Consider the following 14,605-nt stretch of genomic DNA (forward strand, 5'->3'; position numbering starts at 1 on the left):
GGCTCAGCGGCCGAGCGTGGCCCTGGCCAGCTCCAGCTGCGAGCGCGGCGGCATCCGGGTGAACATCCCCCACATCGAGGCCGCCATGCCGCCCGCCCCGGTCTCGCGGGACCAGAAGGCCCGCTGTCGGTCCCCGGGCAGCCGACCGAAGGCGTCGAAGAGGTCCAGGGTCCCCTGGACGTCGAGGCGCAGCAGCGCTCGCAGCCCAGCCTCGCGCAGGGCGTCGCTCGGGGCCACCGGGTCGACCTGTCGGGGAGCGCGGCCCTGCACGATCCGGGCGGCCAGGGCGTCGGCGCTGAGCAGCGAGTGGGTGACGGAGTAGCCGGTGACGATGTTGCCGCCGCGCCCGGCGGTCCCCACCGCGAGCACGCCGCCGGGTGGTGTGCGCCCGCGGCCACGCATCGGGATCCGGACCACCTCGCGCGTGATCGGGTCGTCGACCGCTGACGCAGCCATCCCGCGGGCGAGCAGCCGTCGCCGCAACCGGGTCCTCAGCTCCTCGATCGGCAGGCCGGGCGCCGCGGCCAGGCAGGTCTCCTCCAGCAGGACGGTGCCGTCCCCGAGCGGTATGCCGTACAGGAAGGTGGCCGGGCCCCGCCCCGTCCCCGAACCCGCGGGCGCCCAGTCCCTGCGCCAGTCCATGATCAGCCCCTCGGCGCCGTCCAGGGCAGGAGCGGCCTCCGCCGCGGGCACGACGACCCCGTAGGCGGTCTGGGCAGGGGCGGGGTCGCCCGCGTCCCGCCCGGCGGGCCGGGCACCCCGCGCGTCGACGACCACCTCCGCCTCACGGCGCAGCGCCACGACCTCCTCGTCGGTCAGCCGTCCGGTCCGCACCTGCACCCCGTCCAGCGGCAGGGCGCGCTGGAGGGCGGCGTTGTCCAGCACGGCATACCGTCGCGGCAGCACGTGGTGGCCGTGGGCCCGGATCTGCGGACGCCGGACGAGGGAGCGGATCACCCCCTCGGGAGGGCTGCCCAGGTCCTCCGCCCAGACGCCGTAGGTCGGTGTCCACACCGCCTCCGGCCGCGGGTCCACGGCCAGCACCGACGCGCCCCGGGCCACCAGCCGCGAGGCCAGCGCGCGTCCCGCCGGGCCCAGCCCGACGACGGCCACGTCGACCATGGCTCACCTCCTGCAGGTGACCCTACGCGGGCGTGCGGACGGCCTCAGGACTGCCTCAGGCCTGTCTCAGGGCTGCGGCACCGGGATCGACAGCAGCGGGGGGTACTGCTGGCAGCCGAAGACGTCGCTCTCGCCCGGCCCGCCGCTGGGGGCGAGCCGCTTGAGGGTGAACTTGATCGCGAACGCCGGGTCGAACTCGACGAAGTCGGTGATCCGGTCGTCCTCGACGCCGAACAGGCCGCAGACGGTCTCCCGGGTCAGCGCCCCGGACTGGCGCACGTGGTCATAGGTCTGCTGGTCGGAGAAGATGACGTCGAAGGTGATCCGGTCGGTGCCGGCGTTCTTGCTCCGGACCGTCTTGGCCAGCTCGCCCAGGGTGGTGTGCTCGTGCATGGTGGTCTCCTAGAAGAGGGTTGGCTCAGGCCTGGGGCTGCAGGATCATGGATCCCACCTCGACCAGGTGCAGGTCGAACAGGGACATGGGGTCGTCCACCGGCACGATGTGGTTCATCGTCCAGCGGTAGGAGGTGGTGGCGGGCAGCACCTCGTCGGTGACGAAGGCGGCCGTCCCCGCGGTGCCCTTGACCTCGGGCAGCCGCGCGTAGAAGAGCTGGCGGGTGGCGTAGAGGGTGACCGACTCGGCGACCTCGGCCGAGTCGGCGATGCCCTCGATGGCGATCCCGAGCTCGTGGGAGGTGATCTCCTTGACCGGCTCCAGGTCGCCCATGACGCCGTTCTTGCCGTAGACGGTGAAGGCCAGGTGGTAGTCGATGTCGGAGAACTCGTCGGCGACCTGCTGACGGGACAGCTCGATCACCTTGTCGATGTTGGCGATCGTGTACGGGTCGCGGATGCCCGCGATGCCGAGGTACTTCTCGCCGACCCGGCCCGAGCCCTCGATCTTGACGGTGACCTTGCCCTCGACCGGGACCACGCGCTGGCCGGTGACCCGGGTGGTGCGCTCGTCGTACTGCTCGTAGACGCAGTCGGTCATGTCGAGCATGCCGCCGGCGAACCACTCGAAGTAGGGGTTGGAGCGCTCGTACATCGCGTGGCCCGCGACGCTGGCCACGGTGCAGCGCTGCCACGGCGCCATCGCCGTGACCTTGACGTCGTCGTGGGTGATGGTCGCGATGACCGACTCCTTGGCGCCGTAGGGCTCGGCGCAGAACGACGCGCACTCCAGCACCTTGCCGGCGTAGTAGGCGTGCTCCTCCGGGAAGCCCTCGAAGATGGCCGGGGCGGCGAAGACCGCGCAGTCGCTGGACCGGCCGCCGATGATGACGTCGGCGCCCTGCTCCAGCGCCGCGACGAAGGGGTGCACCCCGGCCACCGCGACCGCGCGCGTCGTGGCGTCGATGTCCTCGATCGTCAGCGCTGCCCGGTCGTCCAGGCCCTCGATGGTCACGCCGTCATCGTGCAGCTGCCGCAGGTATGCCGTGTCCACCTCGGAGTAGAAGTAGGCCAGGCGGAACGGCGGCAGGTCGTGCTCGGCGGCGATCTCCTTGATGAACCGCACGAACATGTCGACCCGGCTGTTGCTGCCGCAGTCACCGGCCGAGCCGATGATCATCGGCACGTCCTGCTCGCGGGCCGCCAGCAGCATCAGCTCCAGGTCGTGGCGCTGCCAGCGCTCCATGCTCACCGAGCGGTCGGCGCCCAGCGCCGTGGCACCGATGTCGTCACTGCCGGAGTCGGCGCAGTAGTAGTCCGGGCGCGTCTCCACCGCCAGCCGGAAGCTCTCCTCCTTGGTGGGGGCGAAGCCGAGATGGCCGTTGGGGCTGACGATGCGCAACTGTTCCTTCACGGAACTCTCCTGATCTGTGACCGGCTGTGGTTATAACCAGATATACCAACGATGCCGGGCAGGGTCAAGAGGAGCGCTTGGGCTGTGGCGCGAGCCGGCGCTCCAGGGCGAAGGTGTAGCGGTCGGCCCGGTAGTAGGCGCGGCGAAACTCCAGGGGCCCCTCGGCGTCGGAGATCACCGACTCGATGGCCAGGATCGGCGCGCCGACCGGGATGCCGAGGTGGCCGCTGAGCTCGGCGGTGGCCAGGACCGCGTCGATCGTCTGGCTCAGCCGTTGCGGGTCCCGGCTCACCCGTTCGTGCCGGTAGAGGTCGAGGGTGGAGAACGCCCTGCCGGCCGCGTGGAACTCCTCGGCGGCCGTCACGATCTCCTGACCGAGGGCGGGCGCGAAGTAGCTGTCGTAGTAGACGACCGGGCTGGCGTCACCGCTGCCCAGGAGGCGCAGGTTGCGCAGCGGCGTGGCCGGCTCCACGCCGAGCACGCCGGCCAGGGCGAGGTCGGCGATCACCGAGCCGGAGCTGAGGATCTGGGTGCTGGCCACATACCCCTGCTCGGCCAGGGTCAGCTCGAAGCTGCGGATCTCCGCCAGGTCCTGGGCGAGCCGCTCCCGGGAGGCGACGAAGGTGCCGACACCGCGCCGCTGCTCGAGCAGGCCCTCCTCGACGGCCAGCCGCACCGCATGGCGCACGGTGATCCGGCTCACGCCCAGCAGCTCGGACAGCTGACGCTCGGAGGGGACCCGCGAGCTCTTGGGCCACTCGCCGGTCTCCACCCGAGCCCGGATCTGCTGCAGGACCTGGTCGTAGAGCGGTTGGGTCGTCGTGCGGGAGAGCGCCATCGATGCTCCCTTTCGGTGGTGGTCCTGCCCGGGTCCTGAGCACGGCTCCGGATGAACCAAGGTAGTACCACAGCGCCGCAGGCGGATCCACCGGGACTTTTCCGCCCGGGCCCTTGTCGCCGGGTCGGGGCTTTGGTACGTTCACTGGTCTACCCGGTTATATCCAGACCCCAACGGTAGCGCCCACCGGATCGAGGAGGATGCGTGGAGCTCGAAGTCCCACCGGCCACGGGCGCCCCGACGCCACCGCGCACTGCGACACCTCTGCTCGAGGTGCGCGACCTGAGCGTGCGGCTCGGGCACGTCGCCGCGGTCAACGGGCTGTCCTTCGACGTCCGCCGGGGCGAGTTCCTCGGCATCGTCGGAGAGTCGGGCTCGGGCAAGAGCGTCACCGCCAAGGCCATCCTGGGGCTGCTGCCCAGGAGCGCCCGCATCGGCGGCAGCGTCAAGCTCGAGGGCGAGGAGCTGCTCGGTGCGCCGGCAGAGGTGATGCGGCGCATCCGGGGGGCCAGGATCGGCCTGGTCTTCCAGGACGCACTGGCTGCCCTGGACCCCGTGTACACGATCGGAGACCAGCTGGTGGAGGCGCTGCGCGCCCACGTGGACATCTCGGTCAAAGGCGCCAGGGCGCGGGCGGCCGACCTGCTCGGCGAGGTGGGGATCCCGAACCCCAGGGAGCGCCTCGACTCCTACCCGCACCAGCTCTCCGGCGGCCAGCGCCAGCGGGTGATCATCGCTGCGGCCCTCATCGCCGAGCCGGACCTGATCATCGCCGACGAGCCGACCACCGCGTTGGACGTCACCGTGCAGAAACAGGTGCTGGACCTGCTGGCGGAGGTCTGCCAGCGGCGCGAGGCCGCGGTGATGCTGGTGACCCACGACCTGGGTGTCGTCGCGCAGACCTGCGACCGGGTGGCGACCTTCTACGGCGGGCTGCTGGTGGAGGAGGCCGATGTCTACACCCTCTTCGAGGAGCCCAGGCACCCCTACACGCGGGCGCTGCTGCGCTCGGTGCCCAGGCTGGGCGAGGACTCGCCCTTCGAGGCCATCCCCGGGTCCCCGCCCCAGATCCACGTGGCCCTGTTCGCCTGCCCCTTCGCGCCCCGCTGCGAGCACGCCGAGGCGGTCTGCACGTCGAGCATCCCGCCCGAGTTCACCGAGGGCTCGCGACGCCATCGTTGCGTCCGCGTGGGACGGGGAGAGCTGTGACGCCGATGCTGCGGGTCCACGACCTGGTCAAGACCTTCACCTCCGGCCGGGCCCTGCTCGGCAAGGCCGAGCGCTCGGTGGCCGTGGACCACGTCTCCTTCGAGATCGAGGCGGGGGCCTCGTTCGGCCTCGTCGGTGAGTCCGGGTCCGGCAAGTCGACGACCGCCCGGATCGTCGCACGCCTGCTGGACGCGGACTCCGGCAGCGTGGAGCTCAAGGGCGTGGACCTGCTGGCCATGCGGGGCCGGGACCTGCTGCGGGCCCGGCGCGAGGTCCAGATGGTCTTCCAGGACCCGTTCGCCTCGCTCAACCCACGGTGGAAGGTCGGCAGCCTGGTGGCGGAGGGGCTGCGCATCCACCACCGGCAGAGCGCCGAGTCCCGGCGGACCCGGGTGCTGGAGTTGCTGGACATGTGCGGGCTCCCGGCCTCGGCGGCCGACCGCTATCCCCACGAGTTCTCCGGCGGGCAGCGCCAGCGGATCGGCATCGCCCGCGCCCTCGCGGTCGAGCCCGAGGTGCTGATCCTCGACGAGCCGGTCTCCGCGCTCGACGTCTCGATCCAGGCCCAGATCCTCACCCTGCTCACCCGGCTGCGGTCCGAGCTGGGCCTCACCTACCTGTTCATCGCCCACGACCTGGCGATCGTGGAGCGCTTCTGCGACCACGTCGCGGTGATGCAGCGCGGACGCATCGTGGAGCAGGGACGGCCGCGCGAGCTCTACCAGAACCCGCAGGACGACTACACCAAGACCCTGCTGAGCGCCATCCCGATCCCCGACCCGCGGCGCCGGGCCACACCACACCCTGGAGGTACAGCGTCATGAGAAGCGCACCACGCACGTTCGTTCGCCGGGTCGTCCCGGTCTCCCTGGCCGCGTTGCTGGTCACCGCCTGCGCCAGCGGCGAGAGTTTCGACGAGGGCGCCCCGGCACCCGCGGGCGAGGGCGGCGACGACGCGCCCGCGGCCGAGGCGGGACAGCTGGTCATCGCGCAGTCCTCGGACATCCTGACCATGGACCCCCACATGCACCGCAACCGACCCACCCAGAACGTGGTCCACACCGTCTTCGAGTCCCTGGTCAACCAGGACAACGAGCTCACCGCGGTGCCCGAGCTGGCCACCGAGTGGGAGCAGGTGGACGACCTGACCTGGCGGTTCCACCTGCGGGAGGACGTGACCTTCCACAACGGCGAGGAGTTCGACGCCGAGGACGTCAAGTTCAGCATCGAGCGGATCCTGGACCCGGAGCAGGTCTCCCCGCGGGCCTCCATGCTGGAGGTGATCGAGAGCGTCGAGGTCGAGGACGACCTGACCGTGCTCATCACCACCACGGCGCCGGCGCCGACCCTGCTCTCCGGCCTGGCGGTCAACGAGATCGTTCCCGCCGAGTACGTGGCGGAGGTCGGGGACGAGGAGTTCGCCGCCAGCCCGGTCGGGACCGGCCCCTTCGTCTTCGACAGCTGGACCCCCAACGAGGCGGTCAACCTCACCGCCAACCCCGACTACTGGGGCGGTGAGCCGTCGGTCGACACCCTGATCTTCCGGCCCATCCCGGAGGTCTCCTCGCGGATGGCCGCGCTGCAGGCCGGCGACGCCCAGATCGTCGCCGAGATCCCGGCCGACCTCACCAGCCAGCTCGGCAGCGGCACCGAGGCCGTCGGCGTGTCCGGCACCCGGATCTTCTTCCTGGCCATGAACGTCACCGTCGCACCGTTCGACGACCACGCCGTCCGCGTCGCCGCGAACCAGGCGGTGGACAAGGACACCCTGGTCAGCGCGCTCTACGAGGACCGTGCGCGGGTGCTGAACCAGCCCGCGTTCCCCGAGATGGTCGGCTACACCGACGAGGTGCAGGGCTACGACTTCGACCTGGAGGCCGCGCAGGCGGCCCTGGAGGGCGTCGACGGGACGGTCGAGGTGGACAGCACCGAGGCCACCCGGATGCTCGCCGAGGCGGTCGCCGGCCAGCTGCAGGCCGCCGGTCTCGCCGCCGAGGTGAACGTGCTGGAGGAGCAGGCCTTCCTGGACCGGATCGAGTCCGGCTCGTCCACGGCATACATCTCCTCCTGGGGCGTGGCCGAGGGCGACGCCGACGTCATCCTCGCCCGGCACTTCTGGAGCCCCTCGCGCGACGGTGCCTTCTACACCGGCTACACCAACGAGGAGCTGGACGAGCTGATCAGCGCCGGCCGGAGCACCACCGACCAGGCCGAGCGGGAGGAGCTCTACGCCGAGGCGATGCAGATCGTCGTCGACGACGCCCCGTGGGTGCCGCTGCTCAACCCCGAGGAGATCTACGGCGTCTCCAGCAGCGTCCAGGGCTGGGAGCCGTCCCCGATCGGTCGCTTCAACGTCGCTGACGTCACGGTCAGCTCCAGCTGACGCCAACCCACCACGCCCACCTGACCGCACCCAGCACCCGCTGCCGGACTCGCGGACTGACCCACTGGGAGCAGCATGCTCGCGTTCATCCTCAGACGGCTGTGGCAGACCGTCCTCGTGCTCTTCGGCGTGTCGATCATCGTCTTCTCGTTGATCCACATCACGCCGGGGGACGCGGTGGACGTGATGTTCGCCGGCGAGAACGTCAGCCCCGAGCAGCGGGAGCTCTACCGCCAGCAGCTGGGGCTGGACCAGCCGCTGGTGCAGCAGTACCTCAACTACATGCTGGGTGCGGTGCAGGGTGACCTCGGCACCTCGATCCGACGAGGCACCTCGGTCGCGGGGATCATCGGCGCCACGATCCCCGCGACCGTCGAGCTGACCCTCGCGGCCCTCGTCGTCGCCATCGTCATCGCCGTCCCGGTCGCCGTCGTCTCGGCGCTGCGCCAGGGCAGCATCTGGGACCGGGGCGGCAGCGTCCTGGCCCTGTTCGGCATCTCGATGCCCAGCTTCTGGCTCGGGATCATGCTCATCCTCATCTTCGGCGTCGGCCTCCAGTGGTTCCCCGCCAGCGGGCGCATCGCCTCCGGCACCGGGCTGACCCAGATCACCGGGTTCGTCCTCGTCGACGCCCTGCTGCAGGGGAACTGGGCCGCCTTCCGCTCCGGTCTGCTCCATGTCGCGCTCCCGGCCGTCACGCTGGGCACCGCGATCACCGCCACGCTGTCCCGGGTGCTGCGCTCGGGCCTGCTGGAGGTCAAGGGCCAGGACTACGTGGACGCGCTGCGCGCCCGCGGCCTCGACTTCGCCACGGTGCTGCGGCACATGCTGCGCAACGCCCTGCCGGCCACGGTCATCGTGATGGGGGTGCGGATCGGCTCCCTGCTGGGCGGCGCCATCGTCATCGAGGTGGTCTTCGGCTGGCCCGGCCTCGGCCGGCTGGTCGTCGACGCGATCCAGAACAGGGACTTCCCGCTCGTGCAGGGAGCGGTCCTCGTGCTCGCCGTCCTCTTCGTCCTGGTGAACCTGCTCACCGACATCGTCCAGGCGTGGCTGGATCCCCGCATCAAGCTGACCGGAGGGTCCCGATGAACGCCATCCGCAAGACCTACCGCTACTTCGGGCGGTCCACGCTGACCATGGTGGCGATCGTGGTGCTGCTGGGTTTCGTGCTCATCGGCCTCTTCGCCCCCTGGCTGGCCCCCTACGACCCGAACGCCCAGAACCTGGCCATGCGCCTGCAGCCGCCGCTCACCGAGGGGTACCTGCTCGGCACCGACAGCCTGGGCCGGGACGTGCTCTCCCGCCTCATCTACGGCAGCCGCGTCTCCCTCATCGTGGGCTTCAGCGCGGTCCTGCTCGCGGCCATCCTCGGCATCGCCATCGGGCTGATCAGCGGCTACCTCGGCGGCTGGGTCGACAGCCTGCTCATGCGCATCGTCGACGCCTTCCTCGCCTTCCCCTTCCTGCTTCTGGCCATCGCCATCGTCGCCGTCCTGGGCCGGGGTCTGGACAACATCGTCATCGCCCTGGTGGTCACCGGGTGGGTGCTCTACGCCCGCCTCGTCCGGGGGGAGACGCTGTCCCTGCGCGAGCGGGAGTTCGTGCTGTCCGCCAAGGGGCTGGGCACCAACCCCTTCGCGATCATGGTCAAGCACATCCTGCCCAACTGCATGGCCCCGATCCTGGTCGTCGCGACCCTGGAGATCGGCGTCGTCATCGTCACCGAGGCCTCGCTGTCCTTCCTCGGGCTGGGCGCCTCCGCCTCCGAGCCGAGCTGGGGCAGCATGCTCGCCGACGGCCGGGCCTACGTCACCCGCGCCTGGTGGCTGGCCACCCTGCCCGGCCTAGCCATCTTCGTCATCGTGCTCGCCGTCAACATCCTGGGCGACGCCCTGCGCGACGCCCTGGACCCGCGGCACGAGAAGGTGTCCCCGGAGCAGGTGCCCGCCTGAACCGTTTCGTCCGCCTGAACCACCCGGCTGGAACCACCAGGTGAACCACCGGCCGGAACCATGCTCGATCGCCTCCTCGTGCTGCAGGGGCGGCCCACGTCAAGGAGAACCAACCTGATGCGAACCCCCGTGATCGACGCCTCCGGTGACGACCTGACCATCGGCAGGTCCCACGCCGCGGGCTCCATGGGTATGCGGCAGGCCGTCGCCGACTTCGCGGCGGTCACCCGGCAGAGCTACCCCGCCACCGACCCGTCGGTCAGGGACCGGGTGCAGGAGGTCCGCGAGGCCTGGGCCGAGCTGACCCCGGGCACGCTGGCGCAGATCGCGGGCATGGCCGAGGTCTACCAGATCCCCGCGGACGACCTGCTCACCACCGTGCTGGGCACCTACCTCAAGAGCGGTGACCGGGCCGCCGGCCGCACCTCCGACGCACTGTCCGACGTGCCCTCGGACGGGTGCACGACGGTGGCGCTGACCGGTGAACGACCGCTGCTGGCCAAGAACCGGGACAACGACCCGCGCTACCTGGAGCTGCAGACGGTGCTGCGGGTGCGCCCGGAGCAGGGCTACCGCTGGCTCGCCCTGTCCACGGCGGGCGCGCCCGGCGTGCACTCCTCGGGGATGAACGAGGTCGGGCTGGCGGTCGCCGACACCCACGTGGCCTCCTCCGACATCGGACCCGGCCTGCCGCGCTTCGCCTCGATGATGCACGTGCTGCAGGAGTGCCGGACCACGGCGGCGGCGGTGGACCGGCTGCTGACCACCCCGCAGATGGGGCTGGGCACCGTCACGATCGTGGACGAGCACGGCCAGGCCGCCGTCGTGGAGTGCGGCTACCGCACCACGACCGTGGCGGGGGGAGCCGCCTCGACCAGCACCTCGATGCCAGCGCCGGCCACCGGCTCCAGCACGGGTTCGCCCGCTGCCGGCGTGGTGGCGACCAACCACTACACCGACGCCGTCCTGTCCTCCTGCGGCCTGGGCCCGGAGGACGGCACCCCGGCGGTCAGCTCGCTGGCCCGTCGGGCCGCCGCCGACCGGCTGCTGTCGCAGGGGCAGGTGGACGTGGACGACGTGCGGAAGCTGCTCTCCTCGCACCTCGACTTCGACGGCGTCCACGGCGCGGAGGGCTCGGTCTGCCAGCACGGCCCCACGCTGGTGTCCGAGACCATCTCGACGGCCATCTTCGACCCGGTCGCCCGGCACCTGGACCTGTGCCTGGGGCGCCCGTGCAGCTCACCCTTCCACCGCATCCCCGTGGTGGGCCCCGCCGCCTGACGGCTCAGCCCGCGGCGCCCTGCTCCGTCGCCGCCTCGTCCACCGCGACGGCCGCCCCGGCGAACTGGGCCCGGTGCAGGCGGGCATAGGCACCGTCCGCCTCGAGCAGCTCCTCGTGGCTGCCCTGCTCGACGATCTGGCCCTGCTCCATCACCAGGATGAGGTCGGCGTCCCTGATGGTGGACAGCCGGTGGGCGATGACGAAGCTCGTGCGGTCGGCCCGCAGCCGGGCCATCGCCTCCTGCACGAGCAGCTCGGTGCGGGTGTCGACCGAGCTGGTCGCCTCGTCCAGGATGAGCAGCGAGGGCTGGGCCACGAAGGCCCGGGCGATGGTGATGAGCTGGCGCTCGCCGGAGGAGACCGTGGAGCCCCCGTCGTCCAGCACCGTGTCGTAGCCGTCGGGCAGGTGCTGCACGAAGCGGTCGACGTAGGCCGCCTCGGCCGCCGCGAGGACGTCCTCGCGTGCGGCGCCGGGCCGGCCGTAGGCGATGTTCTCGGCGATCGTCCCCTCGAAGAGCCAGGTGTCCTGCAGGACCATGCCGACCCGGGAGCGCAGGTCCTCGCGCGTCATCGTGGTGATGTCGCGGCCGTCCAGGGTGATCCGTCCGCCCTGCAGCTCGTAGAAGCGCAGGATGAGGTTGACCAGGGTCGTCTTCCCGGCGCCGGTCGGCCCGACGATCGCGACCGTCTGGCCCGGCTCGGCGACCAGGGAGAGGTCCTCGATGAGCGGCTGCTCGCCGTAGGAGAAGGTCACGTCCTCGAAGGCGATGCGCCCGCTGCCCGCCTGCCGCCCGGCCGGCAGGGCGTCCACCGGGTCCGGGACCTGCCGCTCGGCGTCGAGCAGCTCGAAGACCCGCTCGGCGGAGGCGACCCCCGACTGCATGAGGTTGGCCATGGAGGCCACCTGGGTCACCGGCTGGGTGAACTGGCGGGAGTACTGGATGAAGGCCTGCACCTCACCCAGGGAGAGGCTGCCGCCCGCCACCCGCAGCCCGCCGACGACGGCGACCAGCACATACCCCAGGTTGCCGATGAGGAACATCGCCGGCATGATCACGCCGCTCATGAACTGCGCCCGCCAGGTGACGTCGTAGAGCTGGTCGTTGGTCTCCCGCATCCCTGCCGAGATCTCCGCGCGCCGGCCGAAGACGGTGACCAGCTCGTGACCGGTGAAGGCCTCCTCGATCTGGCCGTTGAGCGTGCCGGTCCTGGCCCACTGGGCCTTGAACAGCTTCTGGCTGCGGCGGGCGATGAGGATGGTGACCAGCACCGAGACCGGGATGGTGGCCAGCGCGATGAGGGTCAGCAGCGGGCTGATCCACAGCATCATGGCCAGGATGGCGACCACGGTCACCAGCGCGTTGAGCAGCTGCCCGAAGGTCTGCTGCAGCGTCTGCTGCAGGTTGTCCAGGTCGTTGGTGACCCGCGACAGGATCTCCCCGCGCGGGCGTCCGTCGAAGTAGACCAGCGGCAGCTGGTGCAGCTGGTCCTCGGCGTCGCTGCGCAGGTCGCGCACGGTCCACATCGAGATCCGGTTGACCAGTCGCGTGCTCACCCACATCAGCAGGGCCGACGCGGCGTAGAGCGCCATCACCGTCAGCACGGTGCGACCGACCGCCCCCAGGTCGACGCCCTGCCCGACCACCAGGTGGGGCGTGCCCTCGATCATCTCGGCGAAGGTCGTCTCCCCCTGGGCGCGCAGCCCCTGTGCGGCTGCGTCGACGCTGGTGCCCTCGGGGAAGGCCTCGCCGAGGCGGTTGCCCAGGTAGCCGGCGAAGATGAAGTCGGTGGCCCGGCCCAGGACCCGCGGCCCGAGCGCGGAGAGCACGACGGCCCCCACGGTCAGCAGGACCGACAGGCCGATGAGCATCCGGTATGGGGCCAGTCGGCCGAGCAGCCGCTTGGCCGAGCCGGCGAAGTCGCTGGGCTTCTCGACCGGCACCCCCATCCCGCCGGGCCCGCCGGGGCGCGGACCAGGAGGCCCGGGCGGGGGACCGGTCCGAGCCTCGTCCTGCCCGTCCTGGCCCTGCCCGTCCTGGGCTTCCTGGGCGTCCTGGTCGTCCCGGCCCTGTCCGCCCTCGGCCTGCGGGGCGCTCTCGTCGGGTGACTCGTGCCTGCTCATGCTGCCTCCTCCCCGCCGACGTGCTCCTGGGAGCGGACGATCTCGGCATACGTCTGGTTGCTCTCGAGCAGCTCGCGGTGGGTGCCCAGACCGACGATGCGGCCGGCCTCCAGCACCACGATCTGGTCGGCATCGACGATCGTGCTGATCCGCTGGGCGACCACGATCATCGTGGCGTCGCGGGTCAGGGGTGCCAGCGCCGCCCGGAGCCGGGCGTCGGTGGCCAGGTCGAGGGCGGAGAAGGAGTCGTCGAACAGGTAGATGTCGGGCCGGGCGACCAGCGCGCGGGCGATGGCCAGGCGCTGCCGCTGCCCGCCCGAGACGTTGGTGCCGCCCTGCGCGATCGGGTGCTCCAGGCCGTCGTCGTAGGCGGCCACGAAGTCCTCCGCCTGAGCGATCCGCAACGCCGCCCAGAGCTGCTCGTCGGTGGCGTTTGGGTTGCCGAAGCGCAGGTTGGAGGCGACGGTGCCGGAGAAGAGGTAGGGCCGCTGCGGGACCAGGCCGACCCGGGTCCAGAGGTCCTCGGGGGCCAGCTGGCGCACGTCGACCCCGTCCACCCGCACGCTGCCGGCGCTGACGTCGGCGAGGCGGGGGATCAGCCGCAGCAGGGTGGTCTTGCCGGAGCCGGTGCCGCCCACGATCGCGGTCGTGGTGCCCGGCCGCGCGGTGAAGGCGACGCCCTGCAGGACGGCCGCCTCGGCGCCGGGGTAGGTGAAGCCCACCCCCTCCAGCTGGACCGTGCCCGGCCGGCCGTCCGCGGGTCGACCCGGCGCCGCGGGCGCCTGCGGCGCGACCACGGTGGTCCGCGTGCCCAGGACCTCCTGGATCCGCCCGGCCGAGACCGCCGCGCGGGGCAGCATCGTGGCCACCATCGTCGCCATCATGATGGACATGAGGATCTGCATGAGGTAGCTGATGTAGGCGGTCAACGCCCCGACGTCCATCGCCCCCGCCTCCACCCGCTGCGCACCGAACCAGATCACGCCCACGCTGGAGAAGTTCATCACCAGCATCACCGTGGGGAACATCAGCGCCATCAGGTCGCCGACCGACAGGCCGATCCGGGTCAGCTCGGTGTTGGTCTCGCGGAACCGCTGCGTCTCCTCCCGCTCCCGGGTGAAGGCCCGCACCACCCGCACGCCGCTGATCTGCTCGCGCAGCACCCGGTTGACGGCGTCCAGCTGCTTCTGCTGGGCCCGGAACAACGGCACCATCCGCCAGATGATCAGCCCCATGACCAGCAGCAGGACGGTGACCCCGACGGCGATGAGGGGGGACAGCCCCACGTCCTGGCGGATCGCCATGATCACCCCACCGAAGCCGGTGATCGGTGCCGCGACCAGCATGACCAAGGTCATGAAGGTCACCTGCTGCACCTGCTGGACATCGTTGGTGCTGCGGGTGATCAGCGTGGGTGCGCCGAACTGCCCGAGCTCGCGCGAGGAGAAGCTCAGCACCCGGTCGAAGACCCCGGCCCGCACGTCGCGGCCGAGCCCCATCGCCACCCGGGCGGCGGCCCAGGTGGCCGCGATCTGGGACACGGCCTGGACCGCGCTGACCGCCAGCATCACCGCGCCCAGGCGCCAGATCAGCCCGGTGTCCCCCCGGGCGACCCCGTCGTCGATGATGTCGGCGTTGAGGGAGGGCAGCAGCAGCGCGGCGATCGCCGCCACCAGCTGGAGCGCCAGGACCGCGACCACGAGTCCTCGGTAGGGCCGCAGGTGGTCGCGCAGGAGACGGATCAGCACCGGATGATTGTGCACCCCCGGGCTGACAGTCCGTTCAGCTACGGCGCTGGGACCGGAGCAGGGGACCGATGTGGGCCTGCGCGACCGTAAAGGGCAGGTCAAGAACAAGTCGTCGTGATTCTCCTGTGATCTGATCGTGA

The 14,605-nt window shown here is 71.3% G+C and carries 12 protein-coding genes; 6 read left to right on the forward strand and 6 right to left on the reverse strand.

The annotated features are described in order from the left end of the window. Positions 1–3: 3 nt before the first annotated feature. The 4 genes from ESZ52_RS00455 to ESZ52_RS00470 all read right to left on the reverse strand — a co-directional run bounded on the left by ESZ52_RS00455 (position 4) and on the right by ESZ52_RS00470 (position 3,767). Positions 4–1,122 (reverse strand): lycopene cyclase family protein, encoded by a 1,119-nt coding sequence (locus ESZ52_RS00455; RefSeq protein ID WP_131103199.1) that lies wholly within the window; start codon positions 1,120–1,122, stop codon positions 4–6. Between the two features lie 66 nt (positions 1,123–1,188). Beyond that, positions 1,189–1,515 carry a DUF4387 domain-containing protein gene (locus ESZ52_RS00460; protein WP_131103200.1) on the reverse strand — a complete coding sequence of 109 codons (327 nt, stop codon included), beginning with the start codon at positions 1,513–1,515 and terminating at the stop codon, positions 1,189–1,191. Between the two features lie 25 nt (positions 1,516–1,540). Next, positions 1,541–2,929 (reverse strand): acyclic terpene utilization AtuA family protein, encoded by a 1,389-nt coding sequence (locus tag ESZ52_RS00465; RefSeq protein WP_131103201.1) that lies wholly within the window; start codon positions 2,927–2,929, stop codon positions 1,541–1,543. Positions 2,930–2,993: 64 nt separating this feature from the next. Next, on the reverse strand, positions 2,994–3,767 hold the full coding sequence (locus ESZ52_RS00470) for a GntR family transcriptional regulator (protein WP_131103202.1): 774 nt from the start codon (positions 3,765–3,767) through the stop codon (positions 2,994–2,996). 204 nt (positions 3,768–3,971) lie between these two features. Between ESZ52_RS00470 and ESZ52_RS00475 the strand changes: the two genes are divergently transcribed. From ESZ52_RS00475 to ESZ52_RS00500, 6 genes are all read left to right on the forward strand, one after another. Beyond that, positions 3,972–4,976 (forward strand): ABC transporter ATP-binding protein, encoded by a 1,005-nt coding sequence (locus ESZ52_RS00475; RefSeq protein ID WP_131103203.1) that lies wholly within the window; start codon positions 3,972–3,974, stop codon positions 4,974–4,976. 5 nt (positions 4,977–4,981) lie between these two features. Beyond that, complete coding sequence (locus ESZ52_RS00480) at positions 4,982–5,800, forward strand: ATP-binding cassette domain-containing protein (RefSeq protein ID WP_145968815.1); 819 nt, start codon at positions 4,982–4,984, stop codon at positions 5,798–5,800. Continuing rightward, positions 5,797–7,359 carry an ABC transporter substrate-binding protein gene (locus ESZ52_RS00485; RefSeq protein ID WP_131103205.1) on the forward strand — a complete coding sequence of 521 codons (1,563 nt, stop codon included), beginning with the start codon at positions 5,797–5,799 and terminating at the stop codon, positions 7,357–7,359. Before ESZ52_RS00480 ends, ESZ52_RS00485 begins: the two co-directional genes overlap by 4 nt. Before the next feature lie 75 nt (positions 7,360–7,434). Beyond that, positions 7,435–8,451 carry an ABC transporter permease gene (locus ESZ52_RS00490; RefSeq protein ID WP_131103206.1) on the forward strand — a complete coding sequence of 339 codons (1,017 nt, stop codon included), beginning with the start codon at positions 7,435–7,437 and terminating at the stop codon, positions 8,449–8,451. Then, positions 8,448–9,314, forward strand: a complete 867-nt coding sequence (locus ESZ52_RS00495; protein ID WP_131103207.1) for an ABC transporter permease — start codon at positions 8,448–8,450, stop codon at positions 9,312–9,314. Before ESZ52_RS00490 ends, ESZ52_RS00495 begins: the two co-directional genes overlap by 4 nt. Before the next feature lie 117 nt (positions 9,315–9,431). Then, the gene (locus ESZ52_RS00500; protein ID WP_131103208.1) at positions 9,432–10,595 is read left to right on the forward strand and encodes a C45 family autoproteolytic acyltransferase/hydrolase; all 1,164 of its coding nucleotides are present in this window, start codon (positions 9,432–9,434) and stop codon (positions 10,593–10,595) included. A 4-nt stretch (positions 10,596–10,599) separates the two neighbouring features. On the opposite strand, the gene ESZ52_RS00505 is transcribed toward ESZ52_RS00500, so the two are convergent. After that, positions 10,600–12,543, reverse strand: coding sequence for an ABC transporter ATP-binding protein (locus tag ESZ52_RS00505; protein ID WP_131106333.1), 1,944 nt, complete (start codon positions 12,541–12,543; stop codon positions 10,600–10,602). 170 nt (positions 12,544–12,713) lie between these two features. After that, positions 12,714–14,465, reverse strand: a complete 1,752-nt coding sequence (locus tag ESZ52_RS00510; protein ID WP_131103209.1) for an ABC transporter ATP-binding protein — start codon at positions 14,463–14,465, stop codon at positions 12,714–12,716. Between the last annotated feature and the right edge of the window lie 140 nt (positions 14,466–14,605).

It is taken from the genome of Ornithinimicrobium sufpigmenti, assembly GCF_004322775.1.
GTDB lineage: Bacteria > Actinomycetota > Actinomycetes > Actinomycetales > Dermatophilaceae > Ornithinicoccus > Ornithinicoccus sufpigmenti.